Source organism: Sphingomonas sp. BT-65 (genome assembly GCF_026107375.2).
Classification (GTDB): domain Bacteria; phylum Pseudomonadota; class Alphaproteobacteria; order Sphingomonadales; family Sphingomonadaceae; genus Sphingomonas.
On the sequence record NZ_JAPCIA010000001.1, the window covers coordinates 991416 to 1009407 of the forward strand.

Genomic DNA, 17992 nt, shown 5'->3' on the forward strand with positions numbered 1-17992 from the left:
GTCTCCCGCCCCATGCCCTGCCCGTCACCCCGGCCGAAGTGCCGGGGTCCACTTCGCCGCCCACGTCGAAACCGGGGCGGCGCGGTGCCGTCTCCGCGCCTCCGCATCGTCAGCCGGGGCGGTGCGGTGGATCCCGGCACTTCGGCCGGTATGACGGTCGTGGGAGAAATCATCCCTGCGGGGTCTTGGCCACCTCGACCGCATAGACGTGGTTCGTCCCCTCCATGTTCGAGCGGAACACGATCCACTTGCCGTCGGGGGTGAAGGTCATGTTGGGCTCGAGCCGGTAGTCGTGCTTGCGCATGTCGACCAGCTTTTCCGAGGTGAAGAAGCCCGGCGAGATCAGGCTCTCGCTGTCCGGTGCATGGATGCCGGCGACGTCGGGGATGTCGTTGGGGGTGAAGAGATAGAGATACTTTCCGTCGGGCGCGTGCGCGACCATCTCGCTGTCGCCGCCGTCGCCCGAGAAACGCTTGAGATCGGGCGAGAGGTTGAAGTGCACCGACCATTCGTTGCGCTCGAGGTGGAACCACTTCCGCTTGCCGGTCGCGAGCTCATATCCCGCCACCCAGAAATCCTGGCCGCGCGGCAGTTGGAGATCGTACCAGATCCACTTGCCGTCGGGCGAGAAGAACTCGTGGCCGGCGATCTCCATGTTCATGACGCGCTTGTGGACCAGCTTCTTGCCGGTGCCGTCGGTGCGCACGATCCAGATGCGGTCGATCTTGTGCCACGGCCCTTCGTGGCAATACATGATCTGGTTGGGGTCGGTGGGCGAGAACTGGACGTGGTTGAGCCAGTCCTTGTCCGACGCGACCACGACCTTGCGCGCTCCGGTCTTCACGTCGATCGTGAAGATCTCCATCGGGATGCCGGCCTCGAGCCGCTCGTTCATCCGCACTTCCTTGGCCTCGGCGAAGGTCAGCGGCTTCCCGTCGGGGCCGAGCGCCTGATAGTTGGCCTGGCCGAACTGCTGGCGGTCCTGCGGCTTGCGTTCGGTGCCGGGCTGGAGGGGCTTGTCGCTCGCCGCCCATTGGCCGAGCAGCAGCGTCTCGTCGGCATTGATCGAGCCGACCGTGCCGCGCTCGACCTTGGCGATTTCGCGTACCTTGCCGGTGTCGATGTCGGCGGCGAAGATCGTCGATCCAGCCCCGGTGCGCTTTTGGAAATAGACCGAGCGGCTCTTGCGGCCGGTGAAGAGGAGCTGCGCGCCGGGATCGCGGACAAGCGGGGTGACTTTCCAGCTCTTGAGATCGACTGCGGCGATGCCCTCGGGCACCGACATCACCATCTTGTCGCCCTGCGGCGTGTAGCTGTTCTGATGGAAATAGAGGCTGGCGCTGCCCGGCGCCTCGCTGATGCGCACCACGCGGCGGCGGGTGAGCGGATCGACCCAGCTTTTGGGGCCCGGTTGCGGCGTGGCCGCCGTCGCGGATTCCTGCGCGAGTGCCGCGCCGGGTGACAAGGCAACCATAAGCAACAGGGATGCCAGCACCGCCCTTACCCGCATGCGACCTCTCCTTGCCGATGTTCTACATATTGCAGCGATGGCCTATCATATGAGCCAACCTGTCTGACTGGCAAGCGATTCCAGCGCATCTTTTCACGCTCTTCGGACGTCGGGCTCACGTTCGCCTGACGGGCGCTGCGTACAAGCGCGGCGATCCGAATTTCACGCGAAGGACCGCAGGATGAATCGAGCATTGGTCGTGGGCATCGGCGATTATGGCCGGCTGATGCAGCCCCTGCCCGGCTGCGCGAACGATCGCCAGGGCTGGAGCGAGTTGCTTCGTGGCGCACTCGGCGCAACGGGGGATGCGCTGCGCGTCCGGGCCGATGCGCAAGCCACGAAGCTGACCCTGCTCAACGACCTGGCGTGGCTGCTCGACGATGTCCGGCCCGGCGATCAGCGCGTGTTCTTCTTCGCGGGGCACGGCGCGCGGCTGCGGCGCCGCGATCCGGTGACCGGCATCGCCGACGACGTGATCGACGAGACGATCGTGGCCCATCCCGGCGCATCGGGCGACTATGAGAGCTTCATGCTGTTCGACGCCGATCTCGCGGCGATGATCGACCAGTCCGGCTTTCCGCCCTCGGCGCGGCTGACGCTGATCATGGACTCCTGTCACTCGGGCGGGATGATGCGCAAGATCCTCATGGAGGATGCGGACGTTCCCCTGCCGCGGTGCCTGATGATCCCGGAGGAGGACGAGTCCCCGAGCCGCGCGCCCGCCGCCGAACCGACGGTCCGCAGCTTCGGCAGCCTCGCGCGGGCGCAGGTCCAGGTGCAGCGGGTGATCCTGGCCGCGGCGCGCGCCGAACAGCCGGCGTGGGACGATCGCATGCCCAACGGGTTGCGGCACGGGGTGTTCTCCTACCACGCGCTGAACGCGCTGGCGGCGCAGCCCGCCATCTCCTTCAGCGACATGGTCGCCACGGTCGCGCCGCAGATCGCCGCGCGCTTTCCGCAAGTCCCCACCCTGCTTGGCGATTCTAGCAGATTTTCCAATCGCATGTTCAATTGAGGAGGACGTTATGAAGACCGATTTCTTCGACTGCCGATTCCGTTTCGAAGACGCCGACCTGACCGACATCCCGGCGTGCCGGTCGCGCATGATCGAGATCGTCAACGACCGCAATTTCGAGCAGCTGGTCAACGACCTCGCGGTCACCAGCAAGGCCGTGAAGGGCGGCCCCACCCCGCGCGGCGGCGGCGAGTGCGGCGCCCATGTTTCGGGGAATTCCGGCGGCGGCTGGTCCGTCGGCGGCGGCTGCTCCTGGCGCTTCTGATCAACCCAAGAGAACTGGAGACGAACAATGGCTGACACCAGCTTTCAATTCATCGTGCCCGATTGCGACCTCGGCGACGTGGGCGAGTGCCGCCGCAAGATGATCGCGGCGATCCACGATCCCGCGCTCGACCAGGTGATCGACAATCTGCGCGTCGCCCAGATGGCCGCCGCGAGCGGACCCACGCCGCGCGGCGGCGAGGCGTCGGTCACTGGCGAAGCCAAGAGCAACGGCGACTGGTCGGTCAAGGGTGAGGTCAAGATCACCTGGTAACCGAGGGAGAAGGCAGATGACCGAACGTCAGGACGCGTTCAACTTCACCGTCACCATCAACGACGTCGTGCTGGACCAGGAAACGATCGCCCGGATCGAGGAACGGCTCGGCAAGATGCTGCTGGAAGAGCTCGCCAAGCTCGACGGCAAAGGCGATCTGGTCGCGAAACCGCTGCCGACGGCGCGCTCGATCGGCGGCGGCCTTGACGGCGACCACACCGCCGGAATGTCGATCGGCCGCGGATGACCAAAGGCCGCGCCCTTTGCCCGAGTGCTCCCGCAGGGGCAAAGGCGCGGCTGATCGGCGTAGTCACCAGCGCGGGACAAGTCGCCTTTCTGGGCACCCCCCGTCCGGTCGACCACGCCTTTCTCGACGCGGCGGACGAGGGCCGTGAAGCGGAGCGCAGATTCCGCTTCACGGCCCCTTGCGCCGAACGCGGCTGCGCGAACTGGGACCAAGGCGGCTGCGCACTGCCGGGGCGCATCGCAGCCGACCTCGCGAGCGCCGCGCCGTTCGCCGCGGACTCGCCGGCGTGCGGCATCCGCGACCATTGCGTCTGGTTCAGCCAGACCGGCAGCAACGCCTGCGCGACCTGCCGGCTCGTGGTGACCAGGGCCGGCTGACGCCGGCCCACTCCCCTTTCGATGCGAGCGATCGCCGGCTTCAGCTCGAGCGCGGCGGGCGATCGAGCAGGCCGAGCGAGACCAGCCTCTCGTTCCAGAACAGACGCTTGCCCAGCGGCGAGAGCAGCTCGTCGCGCGTCGCGCGCCAGCGGCGGATGAGCGAATCCTGTTCGAGCGGATGGCCGAAATCGGCATAGACCTTGGCCTTGTCGAGCTCGCCCAGCTTGGCCCAGTGCATCGAATAGGGAATCCCTGCCGCATCCAGCGCCGCACGCACGGCCAATGCCCCTTTCTCCAGGGTCTGCTCCAGCGCGAGAAGTGCTCGCAGGATTTCCTCGGGGTTAGGCGTGTCGGCGTCGAGTTTCCCCGCGGCGAGCTTGCAGATGAGCGGCGACAGCCCGTCGATCTCGATCACGGCATTGTGGTCGAACCGGGTGAAGGCCAGCGTCCCCGCCGGCCTGGCGACGAACCGCAACGAGAAGACGAAGGAGGGATCGAGCTGGGCGACCGCCTTGCAAATGACGGGAACGGCGGCGGCGACGCGATCGAGTGGAATCGCATAGGATGCGTTGTAGAGTGCACCGGGGACATCGCCGGTGATTTCGTCGGCGTGGAGCCCGCTCCAGTAATAGCCCCTGCGCTTCGGATCCTCGGGATCGAAATCGCTCACATTGGGCTCGAATTTACCCTTCGCACGATAATAGGCGAACACCGAGTCAGGGCCGCCGAGCAGCATGCGCAGCGTACGGATGATCGACCGAGGGGGATCGCCGGGGTCAAACAGGCCATCCAGCTCCGGCTGCTCGTCGTGGTGCGTCGCGACAAAGCGGGTGAGCCACTCGCCGAGCTGCCCGATCGCGTCTGACGGCCGGACGATGCCGGCATCACCCGGCGGCAGCAGCGGCGATGTTTCGCGCGGGAAATACATCATGTGCGTCGCTTCGTCATCGAACGGCGCATGGGGATTGAGCGTCACCTCGTAGAATTCCGGCGCAGTCTTGCAGCGCAAGCGCGCGGCCGCCTTGTCGAACTCGCCCCTGCCGATCTCCTCCAGCCACGCCGGCTCGAGGCGCGCCGTGCGCTGCATCAGCGCGAGGAGCTGGTTCGGAACGAGCTCGATCGCCATGCCGTTGACGATACCCATGCCGCCAAGGTGGATCAGCGCGTCCTCGAACTGATCATCGTCGCGCACCACCCGGAGGTTGGCGCCGGGGATGGCGAGCCGGTCGAGACCCGCCTGACTGAGCACCGGGCAAGATTTGCGCTCGATCCAGACATGCTCCCGATCCCCAGTGATCAGGTGCATGCCCAGCACCATGTCCTGGATGCCGCCAAAGCCGAGGCGCGAGCCGTGGCTGGCCGTGCCCGCCCCGCCCGCAATCGTCGCGCCGAGATGCGTGCCGCTGGTCCTGATCGTCAGGTTGTGGCGTTCAGCCCAGCGCACGAGCTCGCGCAGCCGCGTCCCTCCGCTGGTGAGCGCGATCCGGTCCACGGGCACGCAGCAGCCCGGGTTCCATTCCGCATCGCCCAGCGTTCCCGTTCCCGCGAGACCGTCGCACTGGAGCTGCGACACGGCGGTCCCGATCAGTCCGCTGAAGCTCCAGCCGCGCCCGGTCATCCCCGCGGCGAACGAGCGGGGTTGCAGCGGGGGCTTGGGGTCGAGCATCTTCGCCAGCTTGCCGAGATGCTCGAACAGCGGCCCAGCTGTCGCGGCGAAGCGCTCGAGCCCGGTCATGCCGCCGCAATCAGCGGCGTGGAAACGCCCCAGGCTTTCGATGGTCATCGACGGGATGGGATTGGGATCGACGGTTCCGCCGAGCGTCAGGTGATAGTTGGACCAGGCGGCAAGACTGTCATAGCTGATGGACGGCATGCGATCCTCCAGTGGGTTCGGTTGGGCGGGTGATCAGCGCTTGTGGCGCCTCAGGGAAGCAATCAGCGCCGGCGGCGCTGCAGCGGCTCGATCTCGCTGAGTTCGATCCATTTCGCGGTCCGCGCCTTGGCGTCGCCCCAACGGATTCAGGCACGCCATGAAACCGGAGTGGAACACCGCCTCGGGCCGGGGACCGCGGGGATGCGGGTTGTCAACGCCGTGCCGGGAAGCGGATCGTCGTAGCCGGCGTCGCGCTGCAGCTCGTCGAACAGCGGGGTCGCGTGATAGATCTGAATGTTCTCCGCCAGCAGATTGCCGCAGGTGAACGTCATCGGCTTCGCGCCGAGCTTGATGCACCCGCCCAGCGCGAGCGCCAGTGGCAGAACCAGTATCGCGCATCTCCATTCTCCCTCGCCCGGAATCGGCCCCTCGATTGCCGCACGAAGCCTGGCCGCAACTGCATCCGAAAAGCGTGAAAACCATCTTTGACGGCGGATTCAATCTGATAGACTGAATTCGGGGGAAAGATCATGGAGCGCTACCGCCTCAATCTGGTGGGTCCGTTCGGCTTGTTCGCGCCGGACGGGCGCCGCATCGACATCAGCAGCCAGAAGGGCATGGCGCTGATCGCGCTGGTGGTGGTCTCGCCCGGCGGGGTGCGATCGCGCCGCAAGCTCGAGGCGATGCTGTGGGGCTCGCGCGGCGCCAAGCAGGCGCAGGACAGCCTGCGGCGCGAGCTCTCCAACTTGCGCAAGCAGCTGTGCGAGAACGGCGCCGGCGACCTGCTGATCCCGGAGACCAAGCGCATCGCGCTGGCGATCGACCGCATCGAGGTCGACATCTTCGCGCTCGGGCTCGGTCCGCCGGACGCGCGCATGCGCTACGCGGGCGACTTCCTCGAAGGGATCGACCTGCCCGATTGCGACGAGTTCGAGGAGTGGCTGCGCGAGGAGCGCGAGCGGGTGCGCGACATGATCGAGCTGCTCGTCCCGGAGTCACCGACTCCCCTGCCCGCCTCATCGGAGGTGTTCGGCGGCGCGGTGCCGGGCGCCGAGGAGACACTCAGGCGTGCGCCACGGCTTCCCCCCAAGCCATCCGTCGCGGTGCTGCCGTTCGCGGTGCCCGGCGACGCCGCACAGAGCTGGCTGGGCGCGGGCCTCGCGGACGAAGTCAGCGTCTGCCTGAGCGCGTTTCCGCAGCTGTTCATCGTGTCGAGCAACGCCGCGCGCACGCTCGCCGATGCCGGGCTGGCGCGCACCGAGATCGCGCACCGGCTCGGCGTCCGCTACCTGCTCGAGGGGAGCATCCTGCGCGACGGGGAGCGGCTCAGGGTGTCGGTCGCGCTGGTCGAGGGACGCAGCGGCGAGCAGTTCTGGGCCGAATCCTTCGTCGGCCAGTCCGACGCCAGCTTCACCCTGCAGCAGGAGATCGCGGCCCGCATCGCGCCGCAGATCTGGACCAAGGTCGATCACGCCGAACGCCAGCGCAGCCTGCGCCTGACCGGGCCGGTTTCGGGCGACTATGAACGCTATTGGCGCGCCAACGCGCTCTCGCGCAGCTGGGAGCGGGAGGCGATCGCGGAGGCGATCAGCCTGTCGATGCAGCTGGTCGAGAACGACCCGACCTGCCCCTGGGCGACCTCGCTCGCCGCCTATTGCAACAGCATCGCGTGGATGCTGCACCACAGCCCCGATCGCGAGGCGGTGCTGCGCCGGGCGATCCAGAACTATCAGGCGGCGATGCGCTTCGGCGCCGACAATGTCGAGGCGCTGGGCTATTGCGCCGGCACGCTGGTCAATATCGGCGGCGATATCGACATGGCGGACCGCATCATCGGCCGCGCGTTGCATCTGTTGCCGGCGCATCAGCCGGCCTTGTTCTGGGGCGGCTGGGTCGACGTGATCCGCGGCGACCCGGCGCGCGCCGCCGACCGCTTCGAGCTCGCGCTGCGCATCAATCCAGTGAGCGGTGCGCTTGGGCAGACGCTGACGGGAATCGGCTTCGCCATGCTCCAGCAGGGCAAGCCGGAGGAAGCGCTACGCCTGCTGATCGAGGCCGAGCGCGCCGCGCCGGGCTTTCCGCCGGCCCAGCTCGGCCTGTGCGTCGCGGCGCAGCTGGCGGGCAAGACCGACCTCGCGCATGTCTATGCGGTTCCCCTGCTCGCGCGCGGCGGGCTGGCGCTCGTCAACATGCTGCGCCGTCCCGAAGACGTGCAGATGTTCGCGCGGGCGCTGTGCGAGGCGGCCGGAGATGCCGGCGACGGATCGGTCGTGGCGTCGCTGAATACGGGCGAGATCAGGTGAGACCGACGCGGATCAGCTGATGTGGTGCCCAACGGGCGCGTCGCGCGGTGGCGGGACACGGGCGCGGTCCGATGCGGAACACGCTGATCAGCGCCTGCCCCGCCGGCATGCGATGATCGGCCGCAAGCAGCCGGTTGGTCTCGTCCCAGTCCGCCAGGACCGACATCGGACATGCCGCGAGCCCGTGGCGCTCGATCGCGAGCCATGCGCGATAGAACGCGCGGCCAGTGTCGATCGCCGACTCGTCCGCGGGCCGGACGAACAGTGCGATCGCGGCGGCACTGGCGGTCTTGGCGCGTTCAGAGAGAAGCGTGCGGGCGAGACCGATGCGGTCGAGCGGCTGGAACAGCGCACCGAGCACGAGCCCCGCGGCACGTGCCTCGATCGGGCTCAGTGCCATCGCTTCAGCGTTGAGGCCGTCATGCGCCCAGTTCGGATGCGCTCGCGTCAGGCGCATCCATTCGCGCAGTTCACGCCGGTGAGCGTCATCGCGCAGGAAATGCATCGATGCGTCGTCGCCGAACGATGCGACATGCGCGATCGCCTCGCGGCCGCGCACCAGCATGAGGTCGGCGCATTCGGCTTCGAGCCGGTCGAGTGCGGATGGGTCGGGCAATGGCGCAAAGCTTCCACGCCAGGTCGCACGGCTCTCCACCTCGGGCAGGGCGGCCGGGGTATCAGGTGTCGCGCAGATCGCCGCCAATGCGCCCTCGGCCTGCCCGACCTGCCCCGCCCATCCCTCGGCCGCGAGTGCGAGCAGCGTGCCCTCCAGCGCAGCACCGTGCGAGATCGCGATGTCGCGGCCGCTCGGATCGGCGACCGGCAAGCGGATCGCGGGCGTGTCGAGCAGCAGGATCCGCCCCTCGCCGTCCAGCGACCAGCGCGTCGGCTGGACGTTGTGGACGCTCGGCGCGAGGCTGGCGCGGGCGACGATGCGGGTGAGCAGGTCCGCTTCAATCATCGAGCTGTTTCCCGAAGATGGCGAGGTCGTGGAGCGGACGCGCGCCGATCTTCTCGGCCTGGCGCAGGCTCGCGCCGTTGACGTCGGCGATCCAGGTGCCGCCGACGCTGGCATAGCCAGCCTGTTTCAGCGCGGTCGCGAGCCGGAACAGCATCGCGCCGTTGAGCCCGCGATTCTGGTGCGCCGGGTCGACCGAATAGAGCAGGATCACCGCGCGCGTGCGCTTCAGGCAGTGGCGCAGGAAATGGAACGGTGTGGCAATGCCGAGCCGCGCGCGGGTGCCGCGGATGAACGGGTTCATGTCGGGCACGCAGAGCAGCGCGCCGACCGGAGCACCGCGATGATGGACGATCACCGGCAGGCGGTAGTCCATGATCCACATCATCTCGCCCGCCTGGAACGCGAACTCGGCCGGGGTGAGCGGCACGAACATCGGGTTGCGGTCGAACCCGGCATTGAGCACCAGCCGCGCATCCTCCATCCGCGCGGCGAAGGTGCGGCGCGTCACACCCAGCCACTGATAGTCGGGATCGTCGAGGATCGCGCGCTGCTTCGGGCCGAGCAGCATCGCTGGGTCGAGCCGGTCGAGATCATAGACGAAGGTGGTCATGTCGAAGACCGCGCGATAGCCGTTCGCCTCGAGCAGCCGCGGCAGATAGGGCGGCGACCACATCATGTCGGTATAGGGCGCGGCGTCGAACCCGGTGGTGACCACGCCGGCCATCTGCATCGCGGTGAGGTTGAAATTGCCGGCGATCTCGATCGCGCCGCGTTCCCGGCCCCAGCCTTCAGCCGCCCCGAGCAAGGCCGCCGCCACCTCCGCATCGTCGGCGCAGTCGAAGAAGCCGAACTGCGCCCGGCGCGTGCCGTGGCGCGCGTTCGAGGCGTCGTGGATCGAGGCGACGATGCGGCCGACCGGCGCGCCGTCGCGGTGCGCGGTGAACAGCTCGAACCGGCCATGCCCCTCGGTCACCAGCGGGTTGCGTGCCGGATCGAGAACGCGGTCGAGATCGGCCCGCATCGGCGAGACATAGGGGCTCGACGCCGGATAGATGCGGAACGGAACGTCGAAGGCGGCGGCGCGGTCGCCGGTGCGCAAGGCGATCATGAGCGTCCCTTTCCGGCAGTCGCGGCGAGCAACCGCTGCGCCAGCGCGAGGTCGGTCTCGGCGGAGAGATCGGCCGAAAGCCCCGGCAGGTTGATCGCGAGCAGCTCCAGCGGCGATTGGCACAGCGCGAGGAGGTGCGTGGCGTTGTGCGTCTCGAACAGCGCGGCGACGGCCTCGGCCAGCATCTCGTCGCGCGCCATTCCCCATGGTGCATCGCGACGGCGCAGCACGGGATGCTCCGTGACCAGCGTGGCGAGCGCATCGGCGTCGGCAACGTCGAGCAGTGCGTCCGACAGGATCGTGCCGCTGCCGAGCGTCTCGCTGGCGGTGATCGCCTGCAGCAGCGCTTCGCGATTCCCGGGCGGCGTCGCGGCCAGTGCGCGGCGCAGCGCGAGGCCAGCATCTTGCGAGGCGACTGCCTCGGCACTGATCGTCACCAGCAGCAATGCGGCGAGCACCACGAGACCGGATTGGACCCCGCTCAATCCGGACGCGCCGCTTGCGAGGCCGACGCCAGCGAGCGCCGCGACTGCAGCAAGAAAGACGAGCCACGCGATCCGCTCGCTGACGCGCCATGCCCCGATGGTCAGGCCGACCCAGCCGAGGAGCATCACCGCGAGCGGCGAGAGGCGCGCCGGCATGTCGAGCGGCAGCTCGCGAAAATCGGTGAGCGCTGCCGGGATCAGCGCGACCTGGCACAGCGCGAGCGCGATCACCGCGCGCCGCTCGGCGCGATCGAGCCCGCGCAACCCGGCGAGCGCGGTGACGACGCCGAGCGTCATGCCGAGCCCGATATGCGCGCCGAGCGCGAGCGTGGCCCAGCGCGCGTTGGCCAGGCTGGCGACCAGCACCGCGATCGTGCCGGCGAGGATGAGCAGCTTGACGCCGAGCGGCGCGTGCCGCCGGATCAGCCCCTCGACCAGGAGTAGCACGGCGAGCGGGATCCCCGCCGCCGCGATCGCCGTCACGGTGTTGAACCCGGCGCCGGCGCCGGCCCAGAACAGGCCGCGGCTGGCATACATCACGGCGACCAGCCCGAGCGCCAAGGTCCAGCGCCAGCGCATCGCCCCCTGCGCATCGCGGCGGCGCACGGCGAGCATCAGGGCGAGCACGCCGGCAAGGCCGAGCGCGTTGACCAGGCTGTCGGTGATCGCCTCGGCGGTCATCCCGCGATCATCCGTTGCAGCGCGCGGCGTACCAGGGGCCGCAGCACCGCGGCGACCGGACCGGGCAGCGGGCGCTCGACGTGCGGCTTGTGCACGTTGAGGAACCAGCCACGGCAATCGGTGCCGCTCGGCCGCCCGATCGCGAGGTGGATGGCTTCATAGGCCATCAGCATGCCCGTCGTGATCACCATCGGCGCGAACGACATCCGGCTGCGGCGCCCCGCCGCGACCTCGCCCGCGAGGTCGAGATCGATGTGATGCCGCGAGCTGCTGTTGAGCATGACATGCTCGGCCTCGCGCAGGAATGCCTCCGCGCGATCGGCATCGGTCACCGCCTCGATCGGCTTGCCGCGCGTCGGATAGCGCAGGCGCTCCTCGGGCATCGGATCGCCCGGGCGCGTCACATAGACCGAGGGCAGCGGCGAGGCATAAGCGTCGATCACCGTCCCGCCGCTCGCCCGCGCGCCGCGATAGAGGCGCAGGCCCGCCACCAGGTCGTCGGTGCCGTTGACCACGATCTTCGCCGTGCTGAGCACGCGGTCGAGATGATCGGACCAGTCGCGGTACAGCACCTCGATCTGCGCATCCGGGTTGATGCGCAGGCACTGGTCGCGGCTCGCCTCGGCCTTGTGCCGGCCAACGCTGTCGAGCGTCGCGAACAGCTGGCGGTTGAGGTTCGAAACCTCGAACTCGTCGAGATCCGCGATCACCAGCCGCGAGAAGCCCGCACGAACCAGCGCCATCAGGCACGCGCCGCCCATCCCGCCGACCCCGCACACGAACACCGGCGTTGTGCGCAGCATCGCCTGCTCGGTCTCGCTCACAAAGCCGATGTTGCGGGTGGTCATCTCGGCATAGTCAAACACGGCCATTCTCCCGCCACGGCCGCAGCCGCCCCCATTGGCGCGTGGGGCTCAGCCAGTAGATCATCGGTAGCACCGCGCGCTGGACGAGCAGGAACAGCGCAGCGCCGAGCAAGGCCGGCAGCGAATTCCGCGGCACGTCCTGCAGCAGATAGCGGCGCGCGGCGGCGAGGTTCATCTCGCCGACCTGCAGCACGTCGTCGCCGCGGTCATAGTCGAGCGTCGCGGCGCAGAAGTCGTTGAAGGCCGGGTCGCGATGCTTGGGCGCGTCGTCGAGCCGCTTCTTGAGATGGTCCGAGCCGCCGCGATAGGCATCCTCGATCACGAACCGCGCCTCGTCGAACCGTGCGTCTTCGCTCACCCCGAATACGGCACGATGGCGCTGCATGATCTGGCGGGCGAGCGCGAGGTGATCGAAGCGGCGGACCGCGCCGGCCGGCGATGGGAAGACGTTGCTGAAGCCCTCGCAGACCAGCCCCACCACGGCAGGAACCTGAGTCACGCTCGAGATCCAGAATGGGCGCAGCTGGTTGCGCACGAACAGCAGCAGTGTCGTCATGCCGTAGAGCGCCCAGGAAAACCCCTTCCCGCGCGCTTCGGGATCGATCAGCACCAGGCCGAGATGCGTGACGGTCTCGAGCCGGCCGCGATAGTTCACATCGAGCAGCGCGAGCGCGTTGAATGCGACTGGGCGGCCCGAACCGCGTTCGCGGATCAGCATGATCACCGCGCGGTCGAGTGCGCCCGAATCCTCTCGAAACACGCCATAGTCGAGCTGCCCGGCGGGTAGCGAGCGCGCCGCGATCTCGCGCAGCACTGCGGCAAGGGCGGCCCGGTCTTCCACCGGCATCCAGCGACCCGGCCGTTCATAGACATGCGCCACATGGCTGGCGGACAGCTTCACCGACAGGTTCAGGGAGGGCTGAAACAGCGCCTTCAGCCACATTGCGCGCTACTCGAGCAGGGAGAGAAATCGGCAGACATTCTTCCCCCATGGTCGCGCCACTACTCGGCCAGACGCTTCCATATAAGGCGCAAGTTACCGAATTCTGCAATCCGGGGACTAGCGGGGACGCAGCTCCACGATGTGGACGACCGGGCCGCCGCGCCTTCCCGCTTCGGGCCGGATGACCGCGCGGACGCGCCCGCCCGCCGCCATTGCCTGATAGACACGAAGCTGCGGCTCGAACCCCCGCGGGGCGGCGCGATAGACGTCATAGTGCGTGAAGATCGCGAAGTCGGCGCGGCAGCTCGGCAATCGCTCGGGCGCGACATGGCCGAGGTCGACGACGGCGCGGCCGGTGCGCTTCTTCTCGACTTCGCCATAGCTGATCTTGCCCGCGAGTGCGTCGCGCGCATCGATGCAGCCCGCCGTACCGAGCGGGAAGCGCAGGCGCCAGCCGTGCTGGATCAGGTCGATCGCGGCATGCTCGACCAGGATCGTGGCGCCGCGGGGGGCATGCGCCTCGATCCAGGCCGAGGCGGCCTGGCGGGTGTCGTTGGCGCGCTCGGTGTATCCGGCGTTGGTTGCGGCGACCATCGGCACGAGCAGCAGGAGCGTTGCGAGCGGCTCGAAGCCGGTCAGTGCGCGGCTCAGCCGTTTGCGCAGCAGATCCGCCAGCGCGCAGATCGTGCCCGCCGCGGCCAGCGCGAGGAAGGGCAGCAGCGGTACCAGCCAGCGCTCCCAGACAAGCGCCTGGGCGCAGATCACGAGCGCGAGTGCGACGACTCCGGGCAGCACGGCGATGACCGCCTGCCTACTGCGCAGGGTGAGAACCACGCCGGCCGCTACGGCCGCCATTCCGAGCCAGCCGAGGGACTCGAGCAAAGGCCCGCGCACGTACCAAGCGAGATTGGCAAGGAACTCGCCACCCGTTGCTCCCGGATGCAGCGGCCGCGCCTCGCCGGCGAGGTTCTGCGCGACCGTCGCATGGTCGAGCAGCAGATAGGGCGAGACGACCACCAGCGTCGCGGCGGCGCTGACCCCGAGCACCGCAAGCGGGCGCAGCAGGGGCCCGCGCGCCACTGCCCGCCACAGCGCTGCGACAAGCGGGTTCAGCGCGATCAGCGCCGCCGGCCATTTGGTCGCGATGCCGAGCGCGACGAACGCGCCCGCCGCAGCGTGATCGCGCAACCGCCCACGCTCCAATATGTCAAGCGCCGCCAGCGTCGCGAGCAGGATGAAAACGCTCGCCTGGACGTCGGTGCGGATCAGCTGCGAATATTCGACATGGATCGCGTTGGCAGCGAGCAGCGCCGCTGCGATCAGCCCGAGCCGCGGCCCGCCGAGCCGCCGGCCCAGCCGCCAGGTGAGGAATACGCACAGCACACCGCACGCGACGAAGAACAGCCGCGCGGGCACGAACAGGATCGCGGGATCGGCATAGACCGCAGCGACGAACGCATCGACATCGGCGAAGCGCCCGGTTGCGATCCCGATCCCGCCCACCGCCAGCGTCACCAGCGCGAGCGCGTAAAAGGTGAGCGTCGCGGGGTGGCCGAACCAGCCCGGATTGAGGCTGCCGCTGCGCAGCATGTCGATCGCGATCATCACGAACAGCGGCTCGTCGGGGTCGTTGAGCGCGGGCAGCCCGAACCCCACCCCGCGGACACGGATCGCCACAGCCCCGAACAGGATCAGGAGGAGGATCGCGCGCTCACCCCAGCCGGAGCGATGCGCGTTACGGGCGGGGAAGATCGGGTCCGTCATGCTGTCGAATGGCATGACGTGGAGTGACGATGCGAACCGTAATCCTGGCCGGTGGTCTCGGCACCCGGCTCGGCGAGGAAACCGCCGTTCGGCCCAAGCCGATGGTCGAGATCGGCGGGATGCCGATCCTGTGGCACATCATGAAGATCTATTCCGCCGCCGGCTTCAACGACTTCGTGATCTGCCTCGGTTACAAGGGCTATCTGATCAAGGAGTTCTTCGCGAACTACTTCCTCCACACCTCCGACGTCACGATCGACCTGCGCGGCGGCAACGGGATGGAGGTGCATCATGCCCGCTCCGAGCCGTGGCGCATCACCCTGGTCGAGACCGGCGCGGCGACGATGACCGGCGGGCGGCTGGGGGCGATCCGGCCCTATCTCGATGACGGCGAGCCGTTCTGCTTCACCTATGGCGACGGCGTGGCGGACATCGACATTGCGGACCTGGTGAGCTTCCACAAGGCGCATGGGCTGCGCGCGACGATCACTGCGGTGTCGCCGCCGGGACGCTTTGGCGCGCTTGAGTTCAAGGGCACGCAAGTCACGGATTTCAAGGAGAAACCTGCAGGTGACGGCGGGCAGATCAATGGCGGATTCTTCGTCGCCGATCCCTCGGTGCTCGACCTGATCGACGGGCCGGACAGCGTGTGGGAGCAGAAGCCGCTGGAAACGCTGGCGCGCGGCGGCGAGCTGATGGGATATCGCCATGACGGCTTCTGGCAGCCGATGGATACGCTGCGCGACAAGATGTACCTGGAAGAGCTGTGGAACGGCGGAAATGCGCCGTGGAAGCGCTGGTGAGCGGGTGGCGCGGGCGCCGGGTGCTGGTCACCGGGCATACCGGATTCAAGGGCAGCTGGCTGAGCCTCTGGCTGCATTCCATGGGGGCCGAGGTGACCGGTCTGGCGCTTCCCGCCCCCACCGAGCCGAGCCTGTTCGAGGCGGCGCGGATTCGAGACATCGCGGAACATGTCGAAGCCGATGTTCGCGATTACGCTTTGGTGCATTCCGTTTTCGCGAGGGCAAAGCCCGAACTTGTCTTCCATCTCGCCGCGCAGCCGCTGGTGCGGCAGTCCTATTCCGACCCCGTGGCGACCTATGCGACCAATGTGATGGGCACCGTGCATGTCCTCGAGGCCGCGCGGCAGGTCGGCGGGGTCGAGGGCATCGTCTGCGTGACCAGCGACAAATGCTACGCCAACCGCGAATGGGTGTGGCCCTATCGCGAGAGCGATCCGATGGGCGGGCACGACCCGTACAGCAGCAGCAAGGGTTGCGCCGAGCTCGCCGCGGCGTCGTGGCGCAGCTCGTTTTTCGAGAGTGACGGCCCAGCCCTTGCCACAGTGCGCGCGGGCAATGTCATCGGCGGGGGCGACTGGGCCACAGACCGGCTGATCCCGGACCTGGTGCGCGCGTTCGAGGCGGGCGTGGCGCCGCTGATCCGCGCGCCCGATGCGGTACGGCCGTGGCAGCACGTGCTGGAGGCGCTGGGCGGCTATATCGCGATCGCAGAGCGGCTGATGGCGGGCGACCGCAGCTTCGCCGATGCGTGGAACTTCGGGCCCTCGGACGAGGATGCGCGGCCGGTGAGCTGGATCGTCGAGCGGATGCGCGCGGCGTGGGGCGGCGGCGACGCGCCGCTGCTCGACAGCGGGCCGCGGCCGCACGAAGCCGGGCTGCTGCGGCTCGACAGCTCCAAGGCGCGCGCGGCGCTGGGCTGGCGCCCTGCCCTCACGCTCGACCGTGCGCTGGAGTGGATCGTCGACTGGCACAAGGCGGTGGGCGCGGGCGAGGACGCGCGCGCCGTCACCCTCGCCCAGATCGCCGATTATTCGGCGGCTTCGAGCATGGGCGAGCGCGCCGCGGCCTGAGCCGGCACCTTCGCCAGCGTCAGGATATTGCCGAGCTTGAGGCCGACCGGGACCGGCGGCAGCGGCACGCGCCTGATCCGGACCCCCGCCGCCCATGCCGCCTGGCGCACGAGGAAATCGAGCGGGAAGACGTTGCGGCTGCCCTCGACCGTCACGTCGGCGAACCCGGCGCGGCCGAGCAGCGCCTTCATCGTCGCCGGATTGTAGAGTTCGGGATGCTGGAGGCAGAAGGGCGGCCAGCGCTTGCCCATCACATGCCGCAGCAGCGAGCTTTCGTCGTGCGTGACGATCATCAGCGTGCCGCCGGGGCGTAGCTTGGCGCGGATCTGGGCGAGCATCGCCAGCGGATCGAGCAGGTGGTCGAGCACATGCACCATCACTGCGAGGCCGACCGAGCCGTCGAGCACCGGCGAGAGATCGTCCATGCCGGTCGAGAGCAGCGCCGGCTTGCCGCCCGCCGACGCACGAAGCTGATCGTGGATCGCGACATTGGGCTCGAACAGCCAGAAGCGGTCAAACCCGCCATGCTGCGCAGCAGAGCGTACGATATGGCCGACATCGGGGCCGATCTCGAGATAGCCGCCGGACAGGCCGCCGTTCGCGGCAGCGCGCGCGAAATAGCCCTGCTGCGTCGCGACGATCGCGGCGTCACCGACTGCGTCCATGTTGGGCGCCATGCGGGCGTAGAGCTCGCCGAGCTGGCCGGGGGTGAAGAACACCGGGTTATAGAGCTGCCCGCACGCAACGCAGCGGTGATAGGAAAAGAAGCATTTCTCCTTGAACAGCCCGGCCCAGAACGGGCGCAGCGCGTCGAGGCTCATCGTCTCGGCGGCCTTGCCCGCGCGGACTTCGCTGCGCGACTCGGACGATCCGCAGGCAGGGCAATCGCGGTGGAGAAACTCGCTCATGCCCCCCTCCCCGCCGCGCGGAAGGTGACGCGGCTGTGCCAGAACCAGCTGGTCACGATGATCACCAGCGCGAAGCCCAATTGCGCGATCACCGGCGCGATTCCGCCGACCTCGACCAGGATCGGCAGCGCGACCCAGTTGGCGGCATAGTTGGCGAGGTAGAAGCCGGCGAAGGCGCCGAATTCGCGCATCACGTTGCCGCGGGTGCGGAACACGCCGAGCTTGTAGGTGGTGAAGGCGAAGCACAGGCTGACCACCTGCGCGATGCCGAGCGCGAGCAGATAGTGCGTGTGGAACACCGGCACCGCCCATAGCAGCAGCGGGTAGATACCGACCCCGAAGATGGTGTTCGCCGCGCCCGCGGCGGCGAAGCGCAACGGGCGCTCGGCCCTCGTCCCGATCATGGCTGGAGCCTCCGCTTCTCAACCCACTTCGTCACCCCGGCCTTGTGCCGGGGTCCACCTGGACGCAAGCGATGAGAAAGAGGCTCAAGCTCAGCGCGTGAGGCTGAGTGGACCCCGGCACAAGGCCGGGGTGACG

General features: G+C 68.4%; 19 protein-coding genes. 8 read left to right on the forward strand and 11 right to left on the reverse strand.

Features of this window, described 5'->3' with window-relative positions; translation table 11 throughout:
- Positions 1–169 precede the first annotated feature (169 nt).
- Positions 170–1510: an oligogalacturonate lyase family protein gene (locus OK349_RS04785; protein WP_265116681.1), complete on the reverse strand. Its 1341-nt coding sequence runs from the start codon at positions 1508–1510 to the stop codon at positions 170–172.
- A 181-nt stretch (positions 1511–1691) separates the two neighbouring features.
- Here OK349_RS04785 and OK349_RS04790 point away from each other — a divergent pair, with 181 nt between their 5' ends.
- The 5 genes from OK349_RS04790 to OK349_RS04810 are packed head-to-tail and all read left to right on the forward strand — an operon-like array spanning position 1692 to position 3687.
- Positions 1692–2525, forward strand: a complete 834-nt coding sequence (locus OK349_RS04790) for a caspase family protein (RefSeq protein WP_265116682.1) — start codon at positions 1692–1694, stop codon at positions 2523–2525.
- 10 nt (positions 2526–2535) lie between these two features.
- Positions 2536–2790 carry a hypothetical protein gene (locus OK349_RS04795; RefSeq protein WP_265116683.1) on the forward strand — a complete coding sequence of 85 codons (255 nt, stop codon included), beginning with the start codon at positions 2536–2538 and terminating at the stop codon, positions 2788–2790.
- 27 nt (positions 2791–2817) lie between these two features.
- The gene (locus OK349_RS04800) at positions 2818–3063 is read left to right on the forward strand and encodes a hypothetical protein (RefSeq protein WP_265116684.1); all 246 of its coding nucleotides are present in this window, start codon (positions 2818–2820) and stop codon (positions 3061–3063) included.
- Positions 3064–3079: 16 nt separating this feature from the next.
- On the forward strand, positions 3080–3310 hold the full coding sequence (locus OK349_RS04805; RefSeq protein WP_265116685.1) for a hypothetical protein: 231 nt from the start codon (positions 3080–3082) through the stop codon (positions 3308–3310).
- Positions 3307–3687 carry a hypothetical protein gene (locus OK349_RS04810; RefSeq protein WP_265116686.1) on the forward strand — a complete coding sequence of 127 codons (381 nt, stop codon included), beginning with the start codon at positions 3307–3309 and terminating at the stop codon, positions 3685–3687. The genes OK349_RS04805 and OK349_RS04810 overlap by 4 nt, the downstream gene beginning before the upstream one ends.
- A 40-nt stretch (positions 3688–3727) precedes the next feature.
- On the opposite strand, the gene OK349_RS04815 is transcribed toward OK349_RS04810, so the two are convergent.
- Complete coding sequence (locus OK349_RS04815) at positions 3728–5560, reverse strand: FAD-binding protein (RefSeq protein ID WP_265116687.1); 1833 nt, start codon at positions 5558–5560, stop codon at positions 3728–3730.
- Positions 5561–5706: 146 nt separating this feature from the next.
- Positions 5707–5892 (reverse strand): hypothetical protein, encoded by a 186-nt coding sequence (locus tag OK349_RS04820; protein ID WP_265116688.1) that lies wholly within the window; start codon positions 5890–5892, stop codon positions 5707–5709.
- A gap of 198 nt (positions 5893–6090) precedes the next feature.
- On the opposite strand from OK349_RS04820, the gene OK349_RS04825 reads away from it, so the two are divergent.
- Positions 6091–7863: a hypothetical protein gene (locus OK349_RS04825; protein WP_265116689.1), complete on the forward strand. Its 1773-nt coding sequence runs from the start codon at positions 6091–6093 to the stop codon at positions 7861–7863.
- Here the strand turns inward: OK349_RS04825 and OK349_RS04830 are convergent.
- The 6 genes from OK349_RS04830 to OK349_RS04855 all read right to left on the reverse strand — a co-directional run bounded on the left by OK349_RS04830 (position 7856) and on the right by OK349_RS04855 (position 14671).
- Positions 7856–8824 carry a nitroreductase family protein gene (locus OK349_RS04830; protein ID WP_265116690.1) on the reverse strand — a complete coding sequence of 323 codons (969 nt, stop codon included), beginning with the start codon at positions 8822–8824 and terminating at the stop codon, positions 7856–7858. The two genes, OK349_RS04825 and OK349_RS04830, sit on opposite strands and share 8 nt — an antisense overlap.
- Positions 8817–9932, reverse strand: a complete 1116-nt coding sequence (locus OK349_RS04835; RefSeq protein WP_265116691.1) for a GNAT family N-acetyltransferase — start codon at positions 9930–9932, stop codon at positions 8817–8819. The genes OK349_RS04830 and OK349_RS04835 overlap by 8 nt, the downstream gene beginning before the upstream one ends.
- Entirely contained in the window at positions 9929–11098 is a 1170-nt protein-coding gene (locus tag OK349_RS04840) for a hypothetical protein (RefSeq protein WP_265116692.1), read from the reverse strand. Before OK349_RS04840 ends, OK349_RS04835 begins: the two co-directional genes overlap by 4 nt.
- Complete coding sequence (locus OK349_RS04845; protein WP_265116693.1) at positions 11095–11970, reverse strand: ThiF family adenylyltransferase; 876 nt, start codon at positions 11968–11970, stop codon at positions 11095–11097. Before OK349_RS04845 ends, OK349_RS04840 begins: the two co-directional genes overlap by 4 nt.
- Complete coding sequence (locus OK349_RS04850) at positions 11957–12907, reverse strand: hypothetical protein (RefSeq protein ID WP_265116694.1); 951 nt, start codon at positions 12905–12907, stop codon at positions 11957–11959. Before OK349_RS04850 ends, OK349_RS04845 begins: the two co-directional genes overlap by 14 nt.
- Positions 12908–13024: 117 nt before the next feature.
- A complete protein-coding gene (locus OK349_RS04855) occupies positions 13025–14671 on the reverse strand; it encodes an ArnT family glycosyltransferase (RefSeq protein WP_265116695.1) in 1647 nt (548 codons plus the stop codon).
- A 29-nt stretch (positions 14672–14700) separates the two neighbouring features.
- On the opposite strand from OK349_RS04855, the gene rfbF reads away from it, so the two are divergent.
- Positions 14701–15474, forward strand: coding sequence for a glucose-1-phosphate cytidylyltransferase (rfbF, locus tag OK349_RS04860; protein WP_265116696.1), 774 nt, complete (start codon positions 14701–14703; stop codon positions 15472–15474).
- Positions 15459–16544, forward strand: coding sequence for a CDP-glucose 4,6-dehydratase (gene rfbG, locus OK349_RS04865; protein WP_265116697.1), 1086 nt, complete (start codon positions 15459–15461; stop codon positions 16542–16544). Before rfbF ends, rfbG begins: the two co-directional genes overlap by 16 nt.
- On the opposite strand, the gene OK349_RS04870 is transcribed toward rfbG, so the two are convergent.
- Both OK349_RS04870 and OK349_RS04875 read right to left on the reverse strand, forming a co-directional pair.
- A complete protein-coding gene (locus tag OK349_RS04870; RefSeq protein WP_265116698.1) occupies positions 16502–17452 on the reverse strand; it encodes a class I SAM-dependent methyltransferase in 951 nt (316 codons plus the stop codon). The genes rfbG and OK349_RS04870 overlap by 43 nt on opposite strands.
- Positions 17449–17856, reverse strand: coding sequence for a GtrA family protein (locus OK349_RS04875; RefSeq protein ID WP_265116699.1), 408 nt, complete (start codon positions 17854–17856; stop codon positions 17449–17451). Before OK349_RS04875 ends, OK349_RS04870 begins: the two co-directional genes overlap by 4 nt.
- Between the last annotated feature and the right edge of the window lie 136 nt (positions 17857–17992).

Excerpts from the sequence above, each read along its gene's own strand:
- OK349_RS04785 (WP_265116681.1), bottom strand. The coding sequence starts at position 1,510 with ATGCGGGTAAGGGCGGTGCTGGCATCCCTGTTGCTTATGGTTGCCTTG.
- OK349_RS04790 (WP_265116682.1), top strand. The coding sequence starts at position 1,692 with ATGAATCGAGCATTGGTCGTGGGCATCGGCGATTATGGCCGGCTGATG.
- OK349_RS04795 (WP_265116683.1), top strand. The coding sequence starts at position 2,536 with ATGAAGACCGATTTCTTCGACTGCCGATTCCGTTTCGAAGACGCCGAC.
- OK349_RS04800 (WP_265116684.1), top strand. The coding sequence starts at position 2,818 with ATGGCTGACACCAGCTTTCAATTCATCGTGCCCGATTGCGACCTCGGC.
- OK349_RS04805 (WP_265116685.1), top strand. The coding sequence starts at position 3,080 with ATGACCGAACGTCAGGACGCGTTCAACTTCACCGTCACCATCAACGAC.
- OK349_RS04810 (WP_265116686.1), top strand. The coding sequence starts at position 3,307 with ATGACCAAAGGCCGCGCCCTTTGCCCGAGTGCTCCCGCAGGGGCAAAG.
- OK349_RS04815 (WP_265116687.1), bottom strand. The coding sequence starts at position 5,560 with ATGCCGTCCATCAGCTATGACAGTCTTGCCGCCTGGTCCAACTATCAC.
- OK349_RS04820 (WP_265116688.1), bottom strand. The coding sequence starts at position 5,892 with ATGACGTTCACCTGCGGCAATCTGCTGGCGGAGAACATTCAGATCTAT.
- OK349_RS04825 (WP_265116689.1), top strand. The coding sequence starts at position 6,091 with ATGGAGCGCTACCGCCTCAATCTGGTGGGTCCGTTCGGCTTGTTCGCG.
- OK349_RS04830 (WP_265116690.1), bottom strand. The coding sequence starts at position 8,824 with ATGATTGAAGCGGACCTGCTCACCCGCATCGTCGCCCGCGCCAGCCTC.
- OK349_RS04835 (WP_265116691.1), bottom strand. The coding sequence starts at position 9,932 with ATGATCGCCTTGCGCACCGGCGACCGCGCCGCCGCCTTCGACGTTCCG.
- OK349_RS04840 (WP_265116692.1), bottom strand. The coding sequence starts at position 11,098 with ATGACCGCCGAGGCGATCACCGACAGCCTGGTCAACGCGCTCGGCCTT.
- OK349_RS04845 (WP_265116693.1), bottom strand. The coding sequence starts at position 11,970 with ATGGCCGTGTTTGACTATGCCGAGATGACCACCCGCAACATCGGCTTT.
- OK349_RS04850 (WP_265116694.1), bottom strand. The coding sequence starts at position 12,907 with ATGTGGCTGAAGGCGCTGTTTCAGCCCTCCCTGAACCTGTCGGTGAAG.
- OK349_RS04855 (WP_265116695.1), bottom strand. The coding sequence starts at position 14,671 with ATGACGGACCCGATCTTCCCCGCCCGTAACGCGCATCGCTCCGGCTGG.
- rfbF (WP_265116696.1), top strand. The coding sequence starts at position 14,701 with ATGCGAACCGTAATCCTGGCCGGTGGTCTCGGCACCCGGCTCGGCGAG.
- OK349_RS04870 (WP_265116698.1), bottom strand. The coding sequence starts at position 17,452 with ATGAGCGAGTTTCTCCACCGCGATTGCCCTGCCTGCGGATCGTCCGAG.
- OK349_RS04875 (WP_265116699.1), bottom strand. The coding sequence starts at position 17,856 with ATGATCGGGACGAGGGCCGAGCGCCCGTTGCGCTTCGCCGCCGCGGGC.